Source organism: Streptomyces thioluteus (genome assembly GCF_039535865.1).
In genome coordinates this window covers 12,445-31,929 of sequence record NZ_BAAAXZ010000104.1, presented here as the reverse complement: position 1 = coordinate 31,929, position 19,485 = coordinate 12,445, and the positions used below count along the sequence as shown (strand labels likewise).

At 73.7% G+C, this 19,485-nt stretch carries 15 protein-coding genes and 4 pseudogenes; 12 read left to right on the top strand and 7 right to left on the bottom strand.

Annotated elements, in window-relative coordinates; translation table 11 throughout:
* Positions 1 to 962 precede the first annotated feature (962 nt).
* The 3 genes and pseudogenes from ABD794_RS18980 to ABD794_RS18970 all read left to right on the top strand — a co-directional run bounded on the left by ABD794_RS18980 (position 963) and on the right by ABD794_RS18970 (position 2,031).
* Positions 963 to 1,337 (top strand): SEC-C metal-binding domain-containing protein, encoded by a 375-nt coding sequence (locus tag ABD794_RS18980; RefSeq protein ID WP_425586016.1) that lies wholly within the window; start codon positions 963 to 965, stop codon positions 1,335 to 1,337.
* Between the two features lie 21 nt (positions 1,338 to 1,358).
* A pseudogene (locus ABD794_RS18975) lies at positions 1,359 to 1,613 on the top strand (DUF5926 family protein); the annotation flags it as partial.
* A 103-nt stretch (positions 1,614 to 1,716) separates the two neighbouring features.
* On the top strand, positions 1,717 to 2,031 hold the full coding sequence (locus tag ABD794_RS18970) for a DUF5926 family protein (protein WP_425586015.1): 315 nt from the start codon (positions 1,717 to 1,719) through the stop codon (positions 2,029 to 2,031).
* 401 nt (positions 2,032 to 2,432) lie between these two features.
* Here ABD794_RS18970 and ABD794_RS13660 read toward each other — a convergent pair whose 3' ends face one another.
* Both ABD794_RS13660 and ABD794_RS13655 read right to left on the bottom strand, forming a co-directional pair.
* A complete protein-coding gene (locus ABD794_RS13660; RefSeq protein ID WP_344963423.1) occupies positions 2,433 to 2,639 on the bottom strand; it encodes a hypothetical protein in 207 nt (68 codons plus the stop codon).
* A 764-nt stretch (positions 2,640 to 3,403) separates the two neighbouring features.
* On the bottom strand, positions 3,404 to 4,135 hold the full coding sequence (locus tag ABD794_RS13655) for a bifunctional DNA primase/polymerase (protein WP_344963421.1): 732 nt from the start codon (positions 4,133 to 4,135) through the stop codon (positions 3,404 to 3,406).
* 762 nt (positions 4,136 to 4,897) lie between these two features.
* Here ABD794_RS13655 and ABD794_RS13650 point away from each other — a divergent pair.
* The gene (locus ABD794_RS13650; RefSeq protein WP_344963419.1) at positions 4,898 to 6,424 is read left to right on the top strand and encodes a PP2C family protein-serine/threonine phosphatase; all 1,527 of its coding nucleotides are present in this window, start codon (positions 4,898 to 4,900) and stop codon (positions 6,422 to 6,424) included.
* An 85-nt stretch (positions 6,425 to 6,509) separates the two neighbouring features.
* Positions 6,510 to 7,964 (top strand): aminopeptidase P family protein, encoded by a 1,455-nt coding sequence (locus tag ABD794_RS13645; protein WP_344963417.1) that lies wholly within the window; start codon positions 6,510 to 6,512, stop codon positions 7,962 to 7,964.
* Positions 7,965 to 8,066: 102 nt separating this feature from the next.
* Here ABD794_RS13645 and ABD794_RS13640 read toward each other — a convergent pair whose 3' ends face one another.
* Complete coding sequence (locus tag ABD794_RS13640; RefSeq protein ID WP_344963415.1) at positions 8,067 to 8,486, bottom strand: RNHCP domain-containing protein; 420 nt, start codon at positions 8,484 to 8,486, stop codon at positions 8,067 to 8,069.
* Between the two features lie 10 nt (positions 8,487 to 8,496).
* The gene (locus ABD794_RS13635; protein ID WP_344963413.1) at positions 8,497 to 8,856 is read right to left on the bottom strand and encodes an RNHCP domain-containing protein; all 360 of its coding nucleotides are present in this window, start codon (positions 8,854 to 8,856) and stop codon (positions 8,497 to 8,499) included.
* A 396-nt stretch (positions 8,857 to 9,252) separates the two neighbouring features.
* Here ABD794_RS13635 and ABD794_RS13630 point away from each other — a divergent pair, with 396 nt between their 5' ends.
* Positions 9,253 to 9,921 carry a CatB-related O-acetyltransferase gene (locus ABD794_RS13630; protein ID WP_344963411.1) on the top strand — a complete coding sequence of 223 codons (669 nt, stop codon included), beginning with the start codon at positions 9,253 to 9,255 and terminating at the stop codon, positions 9,919 to 9,921.
* Between the two features lie 130 nt (positions 9,922 to 10,051).
* Here the strand turns inward: ABD794_RS13630 and ABD794_RS13625 are convergent, their stop codons facing one another.
* Positions 10,052 to 10,525, bottom strand: coding sequence for an ATP-binding protein (locus tag ABD794_RS13625; RefSeq protein ID WP_344963409.1), 474 nt, complete (start codon positions 10,523 to 10,525; stop codon positions 10,052 to 10,054).
* 1,054 nt (positions 10,526 to 11,579) lie between these two features.
* On the opposite strand from ABD794_RS13625, the gene ABD794_RS13620 reads away from it, so the two are divergent.
* The 6 genes and pseudogenes from ABD794_RS13620 to ddaH all read left to right on the top strand — a co-directional run bounded on the left by ABD794_RS13620 (position 11,580) and on the right by ddaH (position 16,831).
* Entirely contained in the window at positions 11,580 to 12,317 is a 738-nt protein-coding gene (locus ABD794_RS13620; protein ID WP_344963428.1) for a YcnI family copper-binding membrane protein, read from the top strand.
* 86 nt (positions 12,318 to 12,403) lie between these two features.
* Positions 12,404 to 13,054 carry an SCO family protein gene (locus ABD794_RS13615; RefSeq protein WP_344963407.1) on the top strand — a complete coding sequence of 217 codons (651 nt, stop codon included), beginning with the start codon at positions 12,404 to 12,406 and terminating at the stop codon, positions 13,052 to 13,054.
* On the top strand, positions 13,054 to 13,518 hold the full coding sequence (locus ABD794_RS13610) for a copper chaperone PCu(A)C (protein ID WP_344963405.1): 465 nt from the start codon (positions 13,054 to 13,056) through the stop codon (positions 13,516 to 13,518). The genes ABD794_RS13615 and ABD794_RS13610 overlap by 1 nt, the downstream gene beginning before the upstream one ends.
* Positions 13,519 to 13,525: 7 nt before the next feature.
* Positions 13,526 to 15,392, top strand: a pseudogene (locus ABD794_RS13605) (copper resistance CopC/CopD family protein).
* Between the two features lie 128 nt (positions 15,393 to 15,520).
* Positions 15,521 to 16,042, top strand: a pseudogene (locus tag ABD794_RS13600) (Dyp-type peroxidase domain-containing protein); the annotation flags it as partial.
* A 21-nt stretch (positions 16,043 to 16,063) separates the two neighbouring features.
* Positions 16,064 to 16,831, top strand: coding sequence for a dimethylargininase (ddaH, locus tag ABD794_RS13595; RefSeq protein ID WP_344963425.1), 768 nt, complete (start codon positions 16,064 to 16,066; stop codon positions 16,829 to 16,831).
* Between the two features lie 272 nt (positions 16,832 to 17,103).
* Here ddaH and ABD794_RS13590 read toward each other — a convergent pair whose 3' ends face one another.
* Positions 17,104 to 18,126, bottom strand: a complete 1,023-nt coding sequence (locus ABD794_RS13590; RefSeq protein WP_344963403.1) for a small ribosomal subunit Rsm22 family protein — start codon at positions 18,124 to 18,126, stop codon at positions 17,104 to 17,106.
* Between the two features lie 10 nt (positions 18,127 to 18,136).
* A pseudogene (locus tag ABD794_RS13585) lies at positions 18,137 to 19,448 on the bottom strand (multidrug effflux MFS transporter).
* Between the last annotated feature and the right edge of the window lie 37 nt (positions 19,449 to 19,485).

Sequence of the window (19,485 nt, the reverse complement as noted above, 5' to 3'; positions counted from 1 at the left end):
CACCAATCGCCCCAGGGCAGTGCTCACCCAGCTCGGGCGGCGCTAGGGACGCCGTTCACGGCCTCCGTCCGGGCTGTGGAGCCCCGCACGCGCCCTTCCAGTGCGCCCCTGCGCCGCCGGATGCGCCTGTACGCTCCCGCGCCCATTACCGGGAGTGCACCGGCGCGTTCGGTACGTGTTCGGCCGGGCGAGTGCCCCACCGGGCGGCGAGTGGCCGGTTTCCGGTCCAGGCCATTGGGGCATTCATCCCCTGACGTGGGGCAAAGGAGGTCTCGGGGGTGGCGTTGGTGGTGGCGCAGGAGGTGCCCACGTCGTCGGTCATGGCCGTACCCCATGGTCCAGCCGGTGTGGGCGAAGCGAGACACCGGATGCTCAAGGACCTGCGCGCCAGCGGGGTACCGGATCCGGTCATCGACGAGCGCCGTACTGATCCTTTCCGAACTGCTCAGCAATGGCCTACCGACACGGGCGCCCGGCTGGGCGGGAACGGCGGTGCGGGCGAGGGCGAGGGCAGAACGGCGGGATCCGGGCCGCCTGGCGCGTCGACGAGCGTGGACGGCTCACCGTGGAGGTCACCGACGGCGGCGGGACCCACCCGACCGTTTCCGCGCCCACTCCCCGGTCACGGCCCGCGGCGGCCCCGGCGGTCTCCACATCATCAGCGCGCTCTCCCAGGAGTGGGGGCGTACGGGACTCCTCGGGAGAGGTGACCGTATGGGGCGCGCGCTCTCCGCGCGCGCCGGTTTCGCTACAGCGCGTCGACCTCGCCCCCGAGCTCGACTTCTCCGACCTGGACGGACTGGCTCTGACGTCTCCGGGCGCGCCCGCGCGGGGCGTCCGCCCGAGCCCGCCGGGCAGACGTCCCCGGCCCCGCCGAGCCGTACGACGGTGGCCCCTCGGGTCCCGGCCGTCCGCACCCCACGCCGGGCCGCACCGGACGCGGCCCTCCGCACAACCCGCCCGTGCTGCCGCGGACGGCGCCCGGCCCGAGCGCTAGGCTCGCGCGCCCGTACCAGCCGGACGCACCGACACGGGAGACATTCACGCCATGGCCAAGAAGCGCCGCCCCCAGACCACGGCCGCCGCACCGGCGGCGCCGGCGACGGCCCGATCCCCGTCGTCGGCGCCCCGCGAGGCCCTGCCCCTGCGGCTCCGGCCGGCGCTACAAGGCGTGCCACGGCCGCGCGGCGACGCACGCCGCGACCGAGCTGGTCCACCGGCCGTTCGAGGGCTGCCGGGGCGCAGGCCGACTGGGTCGCGCTGCGCGAACTGGTCCCGCCGCGACCTGGTGGAGCTCCACCTCAAGGACGGCCTCCCCGAGGGCGTCCCCTCGGTGACCCTGGCCACCGTGCTGCCTCATGGCCTGGCCCGCCCTGCGCGACCGCGACGACGGCCCGCGCGGTCCTGCTGGGCCTGCAGAACGACACGGCTACCGGCGACATCAGCCGCGATCTGCCGACACCCTCCAGAAGGCCCTGGCCGCCGGAGCCGGGCACCCCGGTCGCCGCCGAGCGACACCGCCGCCGACGGCAGGCTCCAGGACACTGCTGGACCCCGCCGCCCCGTTCGAGCCGACCGTGCACACGGTCTTCGAGTTCTGGATCGACGACGCGGAGAACGCCACCGGCGAGGTCGCCGCCTCCCTGGAGCGCGCCAAACGCCGCCGCCATCCCGACCGTCCGCCTGGCCTCCGTCGACGGCGCGTACTGGTGCGAGGTGCCCGAGAAGAACCACCTGCGCTGGGTGATGACCCACCCCGAGGAAGAGCTGCTCGACGCGCTCGCCCGGCTGCACGCGGTCGGCGAGTCCTCGCTCGGCGAGGGCACCCGCCTCGTCGGGTCCTTCCGGGCGCACGGGCTGACCGTCCCGGTGTGGGACCTGCCGAGCTCCGTGCGCGCGGCGGACGTGGAGAAGCCGGCCGCGACCTTCGCCGAGCGGCTGGCCGGGGCGCTCGCCTCGCGGACGCCCCTGACGGCCGACGAGCGGCGGGCGCGCAACGGTCTCACCAGCCGTCAGGTGACGCTGAACTGATCGGCGCCACATGGCTCCGGGCGGCGGCGGAGGCTCTCGTTCCAGGGGTCCGGAACGACTCCCTCGCGTGACTCCTGTCACAACTCCCGCTGCCAGCCCGGAAATCGGCGTCCGGAAATCCACGATCGAATTTGCGAACCGCCGATCTCTTGTTACCGTTCTAGGAGCCCGGTCGCTGGTGCATCCCCCGTCGCCAGCGATCGGGCCTTTCCATGCCCGGACGCGTTCCCGGACGCCGAGAGGTGCCCCCGGATCCCGCCCGCCCGACGGGGCCCGGCACCCGGCGCTCGCTCCGCCGCCGCCTCCGCGCTCTCCGCAGGTCGAGGCCACGACGTTTCTCCACCCTCGCCGACGGCCGCGGCCACGGACCACGGCCGAACCGGGCCGGCCGGCACCCGGCGCTAATCCTCGGCGGAGTCCGGCGAGTTGCTCCCGGAGCGGAGGAGCAGCTTCCCCTCGGCCGAGGCGATCTCCGCGACCGCCGTATACGCGCCATGTCCGCGCAGCGTCCGCCGGCGGGGCGTCTCGCAGGCGTCCGGGGCGTCGGAGGCCTCCATCGGGCACCGCACCTGGAGCGACCGGCCGTCCGGGGACATCAGCGTCAGCACGCCCGCCAAACGCGCCGCCCGTGCCGTTGCGGTAGTACGTCCGGGCCCAGGTCTCCTCGCCCTCCGTGAGGACGCAGGTCTGCGCCTCCAGGCCCTCGGGGGAGTCGAGTTCGGGGCCGCACTGGACGACGTCACGGGGCTCCTCCGGAGCACCGGACGCGGAGGCCGCGGACGGGGCGCTCCCGCCGAGGAGCCCGGCCGGCTCGTCCGTCGAGGGCGAGGAGGCGAGGGAGGGCACCGCGGCGGGCACGACGCCGCCCCGGCCCCCGCCGGCCCTCCGTTCCTTGCCGGCCGGCCAGGCCTTGGCCCGGCCGGCCACCGCCGCCGGACCGGCCGTCGCGGCCGCCAGGGGCAGCACGACGGCGAGCGCCACCACACCGGCGAGCGCCACCATCCGGAGACTGGCTGCACGTTGCTGGGACACGCCGGGCACACCGGACGCACGCTCCATGGGACCACCTGCGACTCGCCGCGGACACTGGGATTTCGCGGGACGGCACAGGGCCCACCCCGCCCGGGCCGACGGCGACCACAGGCGTCCGGGTCGAAACCCGCCGGAGAGCCCGGCGTTCGACCGGCACGGCATCCGACGCAGGCCCGCCCCCGAACATAGCGGCCGGTACCCCGTCCTCCCGGCCCCTCGACACCCGATTCCCGCAGTTCTCGGCGCGGCTTACACCCGTAAGAGTGAGAGCGCGTGCGTCTCCCGTCCGTACGCGCTCTCACAGGCGAGCCGTTCCCGGCGTCCGCGCGGATCGCGGGCGTCAGTGCGCCAGCCGGCTCCCGCCGCCCTGCGTGCCGGTGGCCGCGCTCTGCTCGACCAGAACGTCGACGAGCGAGGCCACGTCCGGGAGCCAGGGGCGGGTGTCCGGCAGCCCGGTGCCCGGACGCGCGGCGCGCGGCCGCCCGGAGGCCGGCACCGCGGGCTGCGGAGCCCGCTCCCAGCGGGCCCGGCCGGGGCCCGTCGCCGACGGCGGGAGGACGACGTACCCGCCGTCGCCGTGGAAGCGCAGCGAGCCCGGCACCCACTCCTGGCGGTGCAGCAGATCGCCGAGGACCTCCAGCGAGTACGGCGCGACCAGGAGGGTCCAGCGCGCCGGGGTGGCGACCACGGGACCGAGGCGCACACCCGCCCGGTCGAGGACCGCCAGCGCACGTGCTCCGGCGACGGCGGGCAGGCTCACGGCACAGGCCGCGCGCCCGCCGGTGGCCAGGACGACGGGCGCCTCGGGCCGGTTGGTCCACCACCAGCGGACCATCCGGGCGTCCGTGGTGGCCGCCAGCAGCCCCGGGTCGAAGGGGTGGGCACCGGGGGCCGCGCAGTCGGGGTGGGCACAGCCGCACTCGCGCACGCGGCCGATGCCGGGCCGCAGGCCCACACCGGGGAGCACCGGCCACTTCCACTCCGTGGCGTAGGTGAGGGCCGCGGTGACCACCGCGGACCGGCCCGACCGCCGGAGCGAGAGCTTGCGTCGCCTTCCGAGGATCTCGCGCATGAGCGCTCGTTCCTTTCCGTGAACGCCGAGGGTGGCCCCGGCCGGAGCCAGGGGCCGTGATGGCACTGCACTTCGTTTGCAGATCACTTCGTTGCAGGTCGCGGCACTGCGTGGCGGACAGCACCGCGATGTCGCACTACATGGCACTACGGGTACCGCGTGGCGCGGCACTCAACGCGCCGCCGACCTTCATGGTCGGCGCACCACATGGATCACAGGTCACTGCGCGTACAACGCAGCGCATCACGCCTGGGGCCGAGCGTGAAACATGGCGGAGGGTGGCGCACGCATGGCGCTTGGTGCTGGGGCCGGTGTGCCCCTCGCCCACGGCATGGGTTCCCCCACGCCGCTCGGGGACGGACACGGCCGTTGCCGGGTAAGACGCCCGGCCCCGCTGCCGGGTTCCGGGGCACCCCCAACTGCCCCTGTCCTTCCTCGAGTACGTACCCACCGCGGTGGCGGTGACGCGCTGTCGAGCAACGCCAGTCGACCGCAGTGGGGAGGGCACGGCACTATTTTCCGGCCAACTTCAAAACCCCTCAGACACCATCATTCCCATTGGTCCAATGCTGGACATTGCCTCACCAGGGCGTGTACATGTGGAGGCCCCCATAGCACGCACCACGACAGGGGGTTTGCCGTGCTATTCCCTGCCACGCACAGGCCGATGGGCTGGTCGGACGGGCTCGCCGAAGCCCCCCGCGGTCCCCGGCGCGCGGACCACCGGGCCGTCCCCGCCCCACCCCGCCGGAGCGGACGGCCATGAACGCCCCCCATCTCCCGAAAGTGGCCGGAATCGATCCTCCTGTTCCTGCCCCGACCCTGTCTTCTGCTTCTGGCACCGCCTCCGGAACCCCCGACTCCCCTACTTCCACGGGCACTTCCGACCCCACGGGCCCCTCCGGCGAGGATTCTCCCTCCGCCCCCATGCCCCCCTCCGGCCTCCAGGCGCCCCATCTCCTCGTCCAGGACCGTCTCGCCCGCTGGGTCTCCGATCTCACCTCGCTCCAGGAGCTCACCGAGCGGCTCTCCCGTACCACCGGCCTCGAAGATGCCCTCCATGAACTCCTGCGCGCCGGTGCCACACTCGTCGGCGCCGGCCGGGGTCTGGTCACCCTGCACCCCGTCGACGACTCCGGCCGGGCGCCGACCATCGCCCTCGGGCTCGGCCACGCCGACCTCGGCCACCTCGAAACGATTCCGCATGCACCGGCGGCCTCCGCCGCGTCCGGCCCGTACACGGGGCTTCTCGAGGACCTGCCCCCCGTCGGCGCCCGTTCCGGAACGGCCCGCCCCGACATCCCCGCCGAGGAGGGCCTCGACCCCCTCCACCGCGAGGTCACCTCCCGTCTCGGCTACGCCGCCAGCTACGCCGTACCACTGGACACGGCGGCCTCCGCCGACGCGGCGGCCCGCCGGATCGGCGCGGCCATCTGGCTCTACGACGAGCCGGCCGAGCCCGACGAACGCCGACGCCACCTGGCCTGCCTCTACGCCGCCCACGCCGCCGAGCACCTGGCCCGGCTGCTGGAGCTGGACCGCGCCCGGGAGGCCCTCGCCACCCTCCGCGAGGAACTGCTGCCCACCCGGCTGCCCAGGGTCCCGGGCGTACGGCTCGCGGTGCGCCACCGCACCGGGCCGCGCGGCGGCGGGGACTGGTACGACGCGCTGCCGCTGCCCGAGGGCGCGCTGGGCCTGGCCGTGGGCGGAATCACCGGCTCCGGCCCGGGTGCCGTGGCCGCGACGGGCCGGCTGCGGGCCTCCCTGCGGGCCTACGCCGTGATGGAGGGCGAGGATCCGGTCGCCGTCCTCTCCGACCTCGAACTGCTCCTGCGGCTCACCGAGCCCACCCGTTCCGCCACCGCCCTCTTCGCCTACTGCGAACCGGCCGCCCGGAAGGTCGTCCTCGCCGCGGCCGGGCACTGCGCGCCACTGATCATCGGCGACCGGCGCACCGAGTACGTGGACACCTCGCTCTCGGCCCCGCTCAACATGCTCACCTGCTGGGAAGCGCCCAGCGTGGAGATCGAGCCGGCCCCGGGCGAAACGCTCCTCCTCTACAGCGACGGCCTGCTGCACCGCACCGGCGACGCGATGGACCGGGCCTTCGCCCGGCTGCACGCCGCGGCGGCCACCGTGCCCCGGGACGCCCGCCGCGACCCGGAGGCCGTGGCCGACCACGTCCTGCGCGCCGTGCTGCCGGACGACGGGGACGGGACGAAGGTCCCGGACCCGTCCGGCGACGGGACGGGCGAGGACGTCGTCCTGCTGGTCGCCCACTTCGAGTGACCGGGTCCGGCCCGGCCCTACGACCCTTCTCGGCCATGTTTCCCCGCACCTACGATGGAGAGCGGCCCCGTTCGAGGAGGAGAGCATGACCGACCAGCCCGCACCCGAGAACCCCGAAGGTGACGAGCCGATCAAGCAGCGGAAGAACGGCCTCTACCCCGCCGTCTCCGACGAGCTTGCCGAGAACATGAAGAGCGGCTGGGCCGACACCGAGCTGCGCGACCTGCGGCCCATACCGCAGGCCCAGGAGACCGCGCGGCGCCGCGCCGAGCTCTCCGCGCGCTTCCCCGGCGAGCGGCTGGTGATCCCTGCGGGCAACCTCAGGACCCGCTCGAACGACACCGAGTACAGCTTCCGCGCCTCGACCGAGTACGCGTACCTCACCGGCGACCAGACGCAGGACGGCGTCCTGGTCCTGGAGCCCGCCGGTGACGGCCACGAGGCCACGCTCCACCTGCTGCCCCGCTCCGACCGGGAGAACGGCGAGTTCTGGCTCGACGGCATGGGCGAGCTCTGGGTGGGCCGCCGCCACAGCCTCACCGAGGCCGAGCGGCTCTACGGGGTGCCCTGCGCGGACGTCCGCGAGCTGGCCGCCGCCCTGGCGGAGGCCACCGGTCCGGTCCGCGTCGTCCGCGGCCACGACGCGGGCGTCGAGGCGGCCCTGACCGACAAGGTCACCGCCGAGCGCGACGAGGAGCTGCGGATCTTCGTCAGCGAACAGCGCCTCGTGAAGGACGCGTTCGAGATCGGCGAGCTCCAGAAGGCCGTGGACTCCACCGTCCGCGGCTTCGAGGACGTCGTGAAGGTGCTCGACAAGGCCGAGGCCACCTCCGAGCGCTACATCGAGGGCACCTTCTTCCTCCGCGCCCGGGTCGAGGGCAACGACATCGGCTACGGCTCGATCTGCGCCGCCGGCCCGCACGCCACCACGCTGCACTGGGTCCGCAACGACGGCCCGGTCCGCTCCGGCGAGCTGCTGCTGCTCGACGCGGGCGTGGAGACCCACACCCTCTACACGGCCGACGTCACGCGCACGCTGCCCGTCAACGGCCGCTACAGCGAGCTCCAGCGCAAGATCTACGACGCGGTGTACGAGGCCCAGGAGGCGGGCATCGCCGCGGTCAAGCCGGGTGCGAAGTTCCGCGACTTCCACGACGCCTCGCAGCGGGTCCTGGCGGAGAAGCTGGTCGAGTGGGGTCTGGTCGAGGGCCCGGTCGAGCGGGTCGTCGAGCTCGGCCTCCAGCGCCGCTGGACCCTGCACGGCACGGGCCACATGCTCGGCATGGACGTCCACGACTGCGCGGTCGCCCGCACGGAGGCGTACGTGGACGGCGTCCTGGAGCCCGGCATGGTGCTGACCGTCGAGCCCGGCCTCTACTTCCAGGCCGACGACCTGACCGTGCCCGAGGAGTACCGCGGCATCGGCGTCCGCATCGAGGACGACATCCTGGTCACGGAGGACGGCAACCGCAACCTCTCGGCGGGCCTGCCGCGGACGTCCGCGGACGTCGAGGCGTGGATGGCGAGCCTCAAGGGCTGACCCTCGCGAACGCGGCGTTGCGGCGTTTACGGAAGGGGCCGCCGGGACCTGTGAGGTCCCGGCGGCCCCTTCCGTTTCAACCACCCCTGGCAGGTGGCTCCTTCACAGGTTGAGCAGCGCGCCGCTCGCGACCCTGGCGTCGCGCAGCGGCCGGAGCGCGAGCCGCATCAGGACGAGGGCGTTGTCGTCCCCGGCGATGCGGTTGACGCTGAGTTCGCCGCAGGTCAGGCACTGGTGGACGATCAGCCACTCGCCGTCCGGGCGTACCGACATGCTCAGCGCCTCCATACGGCCCCGGCAGGTCGCGGCGCGGTCGCCGGGGACCCGGCGGTCGACATGGAGACTGGCCAGGCAGTTGGGGCAGTGGTTGCGATGGGCGGTACCCGGCGCGTCGGGGGAGACGTCCAGACCGCAGCCGACGCACCGGAAGGCGTTCGCCCGGTGGCCGTCATGGCCGTGGAGGACGTCCTTGCGGCGCTGCGGACGTCGGGAGCGGTGCGCGGTGTTCTTGCGTCGTGGCATGGCGCGGCCCTCACAGATCCCCGAACGCTTCGAGGGGGAAGGGTGGTTGGGCCAGCGGGCGGACCGCCATGCGCATCAGGATGAGCTGGTTGTCGTCCGTGCAGACGGGGTTGGACGTCAGCTCGTCACAGCGCACACACCGGTGGATGACCATCCAACTGCCGTCGCGCAGGACCGCGATGGAGATCGGGGTCATCCGTGCGCGACAGTCGGACGGACCGCCCTCGACGTGGTCGAGGACGTGCCGCGAGTGCAGACACGACGGGCAGTGGTTGCGCCGGCTTCCGTCGGCGGCGTGCGCGGAGACGGTCAGCCCGCAGCGTACGCAGGTGAAGGTGCTGGTCTTCAGGATGTTGTGGGAGTCGGACACCCGGAGGCTCCTTGCTGGGAAGTTCTCGATGACAGCAGGAGTCGGCCGAGCGGCCTTGGGACACCGGACCCGCGTCCGGCCCGCTCGCCGCAACGGGGCGGCGGAAGGCGGCTGTTACGCGGTGCGGCGAGGCGCGCTCGGCGCCGGCCGGGTCGTCGACATAAACACCTGTCCCGGGTCGGGCGGGCCCCGCGGGCCCGAGGCGGAAGGTCTGGAACACCGCCAACGTAGCAGCGGCCCGGAGACGGCCGCCATCGAATTTTCCGGGCCCCGGACGAGGTAAAGGCAACCGGTGTCGCATTAACCCTTGCGAGGAGGGGCCCGCGCATGCAATGCTCTCTCTAACGCGACATCGGTTGCATTACCTATCGCTCGTTCCACCGAAGGGAGCCCCTCATGGCCGCCACCACGATCCCCGACCCCACCGTCCTGCACCCGCTCGCCGGCCACGACCGGGTCGTGCTGCTGCGGTCCCTGGTCTCCGACCCGCGCATCGAGGTGGGTGAGTACACGTACTTCGACGACCCGGACGGGGCCGAGGAGTTCGAGCGCCGCAACGTGCTCTACGCCTACGGCACGGAGCGCCTGGTGATCGGCAAGTACTGCGCCGTCGCCGCCGGCACGCGCTTCATGATGCCGGGCGCCGCACACCCCACGATGGGCGTCTCCACCTTCCCGTTCACCATGTTCGGCGGCTCCTGGGCCGAGCGGACCCTCGACCTCGTCACGGACCTGCCCAGCCGTGGCGACACCGTGATCGGCAACGACGTCTGGATCGGCTACCAGGCGCTGATCATGCCCGGGGTCCGGATCGGCGACGGCGCCGTCATCGCGGCGGGCTCGGTGGTGACCGGCGACGTCGAGCCCTACACGATCGTCGGCGGCAATCCGGCCCGTCCGATACGCCGCCGCTTCGACGACGCCGACGCCGAGAGGCTCCTCCGCGCGGCCTGGTGGGACTGGCCCGTGGAGCTGGTCACCGAGCATGTGCGCACGATCATGGCCGGGCGGCCGGCGGAGATCGAGCGGATAGCCGAGGAGCTCGCGGAGCGGAGGATGGCGTGAACGGCGTGCGGTCGCCCGAACCCGACGGCGACGGCCCGGACGCCGGTCACGAAGCTCTCGTCACAAAGCTCTCGCCACGAGGCCGTCGTCGCGAGAGCGTCATCGCGAAGCCGTTGTCATGAAGCCGTTGTCATGAAGCCCTGAGGAGCGCCGCGTCCTCGCGCCACTTGAGGATCTTGTCGAAGGTGACCACGGCGCCCTGCCGTCCCGGGCGGTTGCGGACGTGGACGTTGTCCGTCAGGGACTCGATCAGAAAGAGGCCCCGCCCGTGTTCGTCGTGGGCGGGGGCCGGGGGTCGTGTCTCCAGGCGGCGGGCGGTCCGGCGGCGTTCGCGCAGTGGCGCGGGGCCGGTGAAGCCGGGTCCGGAATCGGTGACCTCGATGCGACAGGTGTCGCCGTCGATGCGGGCGGTCACCCGGTAGGCGGTGGAGGAGTCACCGCCGTGCTCCACGGCGTTCGCACATGCCTCGCTGAGGGCGACCGCCAGGTCGTAGGCCGTATCGGGGTCGACCCCGGCCGTCTCCATCGCACCGACCAGCAGCCGCCTGGCGAGCGGAACGCTCGCGGCCTCGCGCCGCAAGTGGAGTGACCACCAAATGCTCATGCTCAGCCTCCTGGCCGCGGCTCGACATATCGATACCTATAGCCACGCGCGACAGGTGGTAAGCCTGCCGGGCGTGTGAGTCCGCTCATTCGGCGGAAGCGGCGGGAGGGCGCATTGGGGTATACGGGTGACCCCTGCCGTGGGGAAGGGGTGACTCCGGTGGGATGATGACGCAGCCATGCCTCACCCCGTCGCGCGCGCCGGCGCCGATCTGCGATTGATCCGGGCCGCGGTGTTCACCGCGGTCTGTGTTCTGCTGTCCGCGGGCGGGCACGCGCTGGCTTCCTGCGCGGCGGTGCCGCTGTGGACGCTCGCGGCGGGCTTCGCGGCGGTGTTCGCCCTGATCGCCCCGCTGGCCGGACGGGAGCGCTCGCTCCCGGGGATAGCGGCCTGCCTGGCCGTGGGACAGGTGGCGCTGCACGCCCTGTTCTCCCTGGGGCAGCACGGGCCGGAGGCGGCCCCCCGCGCCGGACACGACGGCCTGGTCAGCTTCGCGGGCCAGTTGCTCTGCAACCAGCGGCCCCCGGCCTCGCCGGCCGAGGCACGCCGGATCATCACGGACGCCGGGCTCGACCCGGCCGCCGCGCACCCCGTGGCGGCCCCGCCCGCGCCCGTCGAGAGCTTCCTGCACGCCCTCGTCCCCTCGGTGCCGATGCTGCTCGGCCATGTGCTCGCGGCCCTGGCCGTGGGCTGGCTGCTGCGGCGCGGCGAGGCGGCACTGTGGCGGGTGGTGCGGCTGTCGGCGCAGTCGGCCCGTGCGGTCGGTGAGGCAACGTTCGTCCGGGCGCTGCGCACCGCGCTGACGTTCGTTCGCGCGTTCCTCGACGGGAAGGTCGACGGGCCGGACGCGCCCCGTGCGCCGTTCCCGCCGGGACGACGAGCGCCCGGCGCGGGAGCCCGAGCTCCAGCACTTCGTGATCAGGCGGGGTCCCCCGCGCTTCGCCCTCGCGGCCTGAGCACGCGACGCACCCGGCGCTACGGCGGGAAGGCGTTCGCGGCACGGCCGCACGCGCGCCAACCCCTTCCGCCTCTCCTGCCCAGGGAGTGTTTTCGCATGAACATCGACACCACCACGCGCACCCGCACCCGTCGTCCCCTCCGCCTCGCCGCCGTCGGCGCCGCCGTCGCGAGCGGCGTCCTGCTGCTGGCCGGCCCCGCCTCCGCGCACGTGAGCGTGCAGCCCGGCACCGCCGAGAAGGGCGGCTACAGCACCGTCTCCATCAAGGTGCCGAACGAGAAGGACAACGCCTCGACGGTGAAGCTCGAGCTCGCCCTCGATCCCAAGCACCCACTCGTCTCGGTGATGCCACAGGCGGTCCCGGGCTGGGATGTGAAGGTCGAGAAGACCAAGCTCGACAAGCCCGTCCAGATGCACGGCAAGACCATCGACGAGGCCGTCAGCAAGGTCGTCTGGACCGGCGGGAAGATCGAGCCGGGCCAGTTCCAGCAGTTCCCGCTCTCGGTCGGCCAGCTGCCCACCGACACCGACGAACTGGTCTTCAAGGCCCTCCAGACCTACTCCGACGACGACGTCGTCCGCTGGATCGACCCGTCCAAGCCCGGCGGCGAGGAGCCCGAGCACCCCGCCCCCGTGCTGAAGCTCGTCGACAAGGCGGACGCCAAGAACGGCAAGGAGGCCAAGGCCCAGGCCGCCGCCTCCGACGCCGAGGGCGACGGCTCGTCCGGCGGCTCCGACACCACGGCGCGGACCCTCGGCATCGTGGGCATCGTCGTCGGTGCGGCGGGCATCGCCTTCGGCGTGTTCGCCGGGCGCCGCCGCCCCACAGCCTGACGCACGGACCGGCCGGGCCGGCGGGCCCGTCCCACGACGGACCGCCGGCCCCGCACCACCGACCCATCCCTTTGGAGAAGCACTCCATGCGCACCAAGACCGCGAGCGCGGTGCTCGCCCTCGCCGCCGCGTTCACCCTGACGGCCTGCGGCGGATCCGGCGACAACACGGACAAGCCGGCCGCCGACGTCTCCGCCGCGCCCAAGACGGTTCCCCTCACCCTCGACACCCCCAAGGCCAAGCCCGACCTGGTCCTCAAGGACACCGGCGGCAAGACCTACGAGCTGGTCAAGGAGACCAAGGGCCGTCCGGTCCTGCTCTACTTCGGCTACACCTACTGCCCCGACGTCTGCTCCACCGTGGTCGCCGACATGGCCTCCGCCGAGAAGCGGCTGCCCAAGGCCGAGCAGGAGAAGCTGCAGATCGTCTTCGTCACCACGGACCCCGACCGGGACACCCCCGAGCGGATGCGCAAGTGGCTCGACGCCCAGGGCGGGCAGGACATCGTCGGCCTGACCGGCTCGTTCGACACCATCCAGGCGGCGGCCAAGCCGCTCGGGATCATGGTGGAGAAGCCCAAGAAGGAGAAGGACGGCTCCATCACCGTCAGCCACGGCGCCCAGGTCGTCGGGTTCTCGCCCAAGGACGACGGGGCCCACTGGGTCTACACCGCCGAAGCCACCGCCGATCAGTACGCCAAGAGTCTCCCGAAGATCGTCAAGGGGGAGAACCCGTGATGCGCAAGTCGACCGCCGCCACCGCCGCCGCGCTGCCGCTGCTGCTCGCCGGCGCCCTCGTGCTGGTGACCGGCTGCGACTCCGGCTCCAAGGACAAGCCCGAGCTGTCGGTCAGCGGCGCGTACCTGCCGCAGCCCGCCATGACGGACATGGCCGCCGCCTACTTCACCGTCAAGAACGACGGCGGCAAGGCCGACCAGCTCACCAAGGTCACCACCCCGCTCTCCGGCGACGTCACCCTGCACTCCACCGAGGGCTCGCAGATGAAGCACACGGAGAAGCTGGACGTCCCGGCGAACGGCACGCTCTCCCTCTCCCGCGGCGGCAACCACCTGATGCTCGGCAAGCTGGAACGCAAGCCGAAGGTGGGCGAGAAGGTCGAGTTCACCCTGCACTTCGCCACCTCCGCGCCGGTGAAGATCCAGGTGCCGGTGGAGAGCGCGTCCTTCCGCCCCAAGGACTGACGCCGCCATGAGGACCCCGACCGCCGGGCGGCTCGCGGCCCTGCTGGGCACGCTGGCCGCCGCGCTGCTGTGCGTGCTGACGGCCGGCGCGGGCACCGCGTCGGCGCACGCCGCGCTCACCGCCACCGACCCCCGTCAGGGATCGGTGGTGCCCACCGCGCCCGCCCGGATCGAGCTGACCTTCTCCGAAGGGGTGCTGCTGAGCGCCGACTCGGTCCGCGTGCTCGACCCCGGGGGCACCCGCGTCGACGCCGGGAAGCCCGTCCACACGGACGGACGCTCCGAAACGGCCTCCGTCGCGCTGCGCCCGGGGATCGCCGACGGCACGTACACGGTGGCCTGGCAGGCCGTCTCGGCGGACAGCCACCCGGTGGCCGGGGCCTTCACCTTCTCCGTGGGCGCCCCGTCGAAGACCACGGTCAAGGCAGCCGTCGCCGGGACGGACCCGGTGGTCGGGACGCTCTACGACATCGCCCGGTACGCGGCCTACGCCGGGTTCGCCCTGCTCGTCGGCGGCTGTGCCTTCGCCGGCGCGTGCCGGGCGTCGCGGACCGTGCGGAAACTCGCGGTCGGCGGCTGGATCGCGCTGTTCCTGTCCACGGCCGTGCTGTTGCTGCTGCGCGGCGCCTACACCGGCGGCAAGGGGCCGGGCTCCGTCCTCGACCTCGCGCTGCTCGGCGACGCGCTCAACACCAAGCCCGGCGCGGCCATGCTGACGCGGCTGCTCCTGCTGAGCGCGGCGGCGGTGTTCCTGGCCCTGCTGTTCGGCACGTACACCCGCGAGGACGCCCCGCCGCTGCGCGACCGCCCCGCCGTCGCCTACGGGCTGGCCGCCGGCGGCACCGCCGTCGCCGCCGGACTCGCGGCGACCTGGGCGGCGGCCGAACACGCGAGCCAGGGCATCCAGCCCTGGCTCGCCATGCCCGTCGACGTGGCGCACCTGCTGGCCGTCGGAGTGTGGCTGGGCGGACTCGCCGCCCTGCTCGCCGCGCTCCGGGCGGACGACGCCCTGCCCCGCGAGGCGGTGCGGCGGTTCTCCCGGCTGGCGTTCGGGGCCGTGTGCGTCCTGGTGGTCACCGGGCTCTACCAGGCCTGGCGGCAGGTCGGCAGCTGGTCCGCGCTCACCGGCACGGACTACGGGCGCTGGCTGCTCGTCAAGGTCTCGCTGGTGGCCGTGATGGTCGGGGTCCGCCGTGTTCTCACGGCGGTGGACGGCGCGGCTCGCCGAGGGCATCCGGCCGTCCGGCCCCCGGAAGGAGACGCCCGCGGCGAGGACCGCCGACTCCCCCGAGCGCGCCGCCCAACTGGCCCGGCAGCGGGCCGCCGTCGCCAAGGCGGCCGGCAAGCGGCGGCGCGACGCGGACCCCGCCCGCTCCGCGCTGCGCCGCTCGGTCCTCGCCGAGGCCGCCGTCGCGGTCGTCCTGCTCGCCGTCACCACCGTCCTCACCACCACCCAGCCCGGCCGCGCCGAGGCCGAGCAGGAGCGGGCGGGCAGGACGGACGGCGGCAGCACCGCGCCCGCCACCACGGGCCGGACGGACGTCACGATCACCTACGACACCGGGGGGACGAACGGGCGCGGCACCGCCCGGATCGCCCTCGACCCCGGGCGTCCCGGCGCCAACACCGTCGACGTCGCGCTCACCGACCCCGCCGGGAAGCCCGCCGACGTCCCCGAGGCCACGGTGTCGTTCACCGAGAAGGAGAAGGGCATCGGCCCGCTGCGCGTCCCCCTGGAGCGCGTGTCCGCCGGGCGGCTGCGCGCCTCCGGCTTCCAGCTGCCCATGGCGGGGCGGTGGCAGCTCACCCTGACCGTACGGACCTCCGAGATCGACCAGGTCACCGAGATCGAAAACGTAGAGATCAATGACTGAGACATCCGGCAAGGCGAACAAGACCACCAAGACGGCAAAGTCGGCCAAGTCGGCCAAGACCGCCGCGAAGCGGCCCCGGGCACGACTCCGCCCTCTCCAGACGCCGGCTGCTCGGCACCGCCGGCGCCGTGGGCGCGGGCGGCCTCCTCGTGGGCGGGCTGGCCGGCGCCGCCGGCGCCACCGCGGCGCGCGACGACAAGGCACCGCTGTCCGGCGTCGGTTCCGCGGCGTTGCCCTTCCACGGCGCCCGTCAGGCGGGCATCACCGATCCCGCCCAGGCGCACGGCCACCTGCTGGCCTTCGACCTCGCCCCCGGCGCCGACCGCAAGGCCGCCGCCGCGCTGCTGCGCCGCTGGTCGTCGACGGCCGCCGAGCTGGCGGCCGGACGGGCGCCCAAGGGCGACGACACCGGGATCGCACTGGACGCCGGGCCGTCCTCGCTGACCGTCACCTTCGGCTTCGGCCGCACCTTCTTCGACCGGACGGGTCTGACGGCCAGGCGCCCCGCCCGCCTGGAGCCGCTGCCCGCCTTCACCCAGGACGCGCTCGACCCCAAGCGCAGCGACGGCGACCTGTGGGTGCAGATCGGCGCCGACGACGCGTACGTCGCCTTCCACGCGCTGCGGCTGCTCCAGAAGCAGGCCGACGGCTCGGCCCGGCTGCGCTGGCAGATGAACGGCTTCAACCGCACACCCGGCGCCACCGAGCGGCCGCTGGACCCGGCGAAGCCCGTCGATCTGCCGCTCGCCCTCACGCAGTGGGAAGACCTCCGCGACCGCTACCGCTCCCTCGGCCACACCGTCGAGGAGCTCGAACCCCGCCCCGATCTGCCCGACATGGTCTTCGCCGCCAACGGCGCGACCGTCGTCCAGGGGCGGGTGCTGGGCGCCCGCTTCGCCCACCCGCAGCGTGCCGCGGAGGCGGACGTGCACCGGGCGTGGTTCCGCGCCCACGGCTACGACGAGGTGCGCGAGCCCGAGCACATCAACGAGGGCGAGGGCGACTTCGCCGTCACCGACTCCTGGCTGCTGGCCGGCCGGGGCTTCCGCAGCAGCCCCCTCTCGCACCCCGAGGCCCAGGAATACTTCGGACGCCCGGTGATCGGCCTCGACCTCGTCGACCCCCGCTACTACCACCTCGACACCGCGCTGTGCGTCCTCGACGGGGACGAGGTCATGTACTACCCCGGCGCCTTCTCCCCCGGCAGCCGGACCGTGCTGGAACGGCTCTTCCCCGACGCGCTGGTGGCGAGCGAGGAGGATGCGGCGGCGCTGGGCCTCAACGCGGTGAGCGACGGGCGGCATGTGCTGCTGCCGCAGGCGGCGGTGGGGCTTTTCGCGCCGTTGCGGGAGCGGGGGTTCGAGCCGGTCGGGATGGACCTGGGGGAGTTGCTGAAGGGGGGTGGGAGTGTGAAGTGCTGCACGCAGGAGTTGCGGTGAGGGGTTTGTCCCCCACCCCGCCCTCTCCCCGTCTCCGCAGGGGCTGCGCCCCTGCGGCACCCCGCCGCGCGCCGCGCGGTGAGCGGGGCTCCACCCCTGCATCCCACCGGGGGCTGCGCCCCCTGGACCCCGCAACCGCGCTCCGCGCGGTTGTCCTCAAGCGCCGGACGGGCTGATTCAGCCCGTCCGGCGCTTGAGGACGAACGCGGCGAAGCCGCGTTGCCCCGCGCGGAGCGCAAGAAACGGTGAAAGGGCGGAGCGGGGAGAGCTCCCTACTCCGCCGGCGGCCACTCCTCGCCCCAGTCCACGTCCCGAGCCGCCCGGTACAGCGCCCCCTGCCGCTTCGTCACCGTCTCCCGCGTCAGCCCGTCCCCACGCGTGCAAAGGTCCAGCAACACCTGCCCCTTGCGGATCTGGGGGCGGCGGACGACGCGGGCGGGGGCGTCGGAGGCGGCGTCCCCGGGCACGTCCTCCTCCCGCACGGCGGCCACGTACGAGAACTTCTCGTCCTCGTACGCCAGCGACCCGCCCTTGACCTGCCGGTGCAGGGACGACCGGCTGACCCGGGCCGAGAAGTGGCACCAGTCCGTGCCCGGCACGATCGGGCAGGCCGCACTGTGCGGGCACGGCGCGACGACCGTGAAGCCGGCCCCGATCAGCCTCTCCCGCGCCTCGATGATCCGCAGATAGCCCTCGGGCGTGCCCGGTTCGACGATCAGCGCGCCCCTCGCGCGGGCCGCCTGCGCGACGACCGCCGCGCGGTCGGCGGCGGTCAGCTCGCCCAGGACGTAGGAGACCGTGACCAGGTCCGTGCCCTCCGGGATCTCCAGGCCGGCGCCGATCGCCTGCCGCCGCCAGCGGGCGGCGCGCAGCGCGGGGGACGCGGCGGAGCGGGCGAGTTCGCCGCCGAGCGCGAGGGCGGGCTCCGCCCAGTCCAGGACGGTGGTCTCGCGCTCGGCGTCCGGCCAGGCCGCGGCGACCGCCCAGGTCGCGGCGCCGGTGCCGCCGCCGATGTCCACATGCGAGGCGGGGGTCCACTCGGGGAGCCGGACGCGGAGGGCCGCGAGCGCGGAGCGCACCGCCTCGAAGGTGGCGGGCATGCGGTAGGCCGCGTACGCGGCCACGTCGGAACGGTCGCGCAGCACCGGCGCGTCGGTGGGGGTGCGCCCCCGGTAGTTGGCGATCAGCCGCTCGACGGCCTGGGCCGCCTGCTTGGGCGGCAGGCCGTCGAGCAGTCCGGCGAGCGCGGCGCGGAGGTTCTCGCCGGTCGGCGGGGAGTTCTCGGGGGCGTGCATTGGGTGGATTTTACGGGGCGGGCTCCACCGCCGTGTCCGCACGCCGCCCCGGCCGGCACATCAGCACGAAGCACAGCACCGCGGCCACCGCGCAGCCCAGCTGGACCACCGCCATCGGCACCGCCGTGTGCTCGCCGGCGATCCCGACGAGCGGCGAGGCGATCGCGCCCAGCAGATACGTGGACGTGCCCAGCAGCGCCGACGCGGAGCCGGCCGCGTCGCGGGAGCGCATCAGGGCCTGGGCGTTGGTGTTGGGCATGGCCAGGCCCATGGCCGACATCAGGACGAAGAGGCCGGCCGCGACCGGCACCAGCCCGGGCTCGCCCAGGGCTCCGGAGGTCAGCACCACCAGCGCCACCGCCGCGGCGGTGATCACGGCCAGGCCCCAGCCGAGGGCCTTGTCGAGGCTGAAGCGGCCGATCAGGACCTTGCCGTTGATCTGGCCGACGATGACCAGGCCGATGGAGTTGAGGCCGAACAGCAGGCTGAAGGTCTGCGGCGAGGCCCCGTAGATGTCCTGGATGACGAAGGGCGAGGCCGATATGTAGGCGAACAGCGCGGCGAACGCGAAGCCGCCGGAGAGCATGTAGCCGGTGAAGACCCGGTCCGCGAGCAGACCGCGCATCGCGCCCAGCGCCTCCCCGAGGCCGCCGGCCTTGCGCCGCTCGGGCGGCAGCGTCTCGTGCAGGCAGAACCGGACGAGGAGCGCGAGGACGACGCCGATCACGGTGAGCACGACGAAGACCCCGCGCCAGTCGGTCATCCGCAGCAGCTGGCCGCCGACGAGCGGGGCGACGACGGGGGCCACGCCGGAGATCAGCATCAGCGTGGAGAAGAAGCGGGCCATCGCCACACCGTCGTAGAGGTCGCGCACCACGGCGCGGGCGATGACGATGCCGGCCGCCCCGGCCAGGCCCTGGAGCAGCCGGAAGGCGATGAGCAGCCCGGTGGTGGGGGGCCAGCGCGCACAGCGCGGTGGCGACGATGTAGACCAGCATGCCGACGAGCAGCGGACGGCGGCGTCCCCACTTGTCGCTCATCGGTCCCACGACGAGCTGGCCCAGCGCCATGCCCATGAGGCAGGCGGTGAGGGTGAGCTGCACGGTCGCGGCGGAGCTGCCGAGCGAGTCCGTCACCTCGGGCAGCGCCGGGAGGTACATGTCCATCGACAGCGGCGCCATCGCGGTCAGGCCGCCGAGGGTGAGCGTGAGGAACAGGGCGGCGCGACGCCCCGGACTCGGGGGTTCCGGGGCGTGCCGGACGGCGGTGCCGTGCGGGGCGGGGGGTGTGGTCGGGGAGGTCGTGGGGACGGACTCCTTCATGCATCACTCCATGGTTAGTACAACTATCTACTAATGG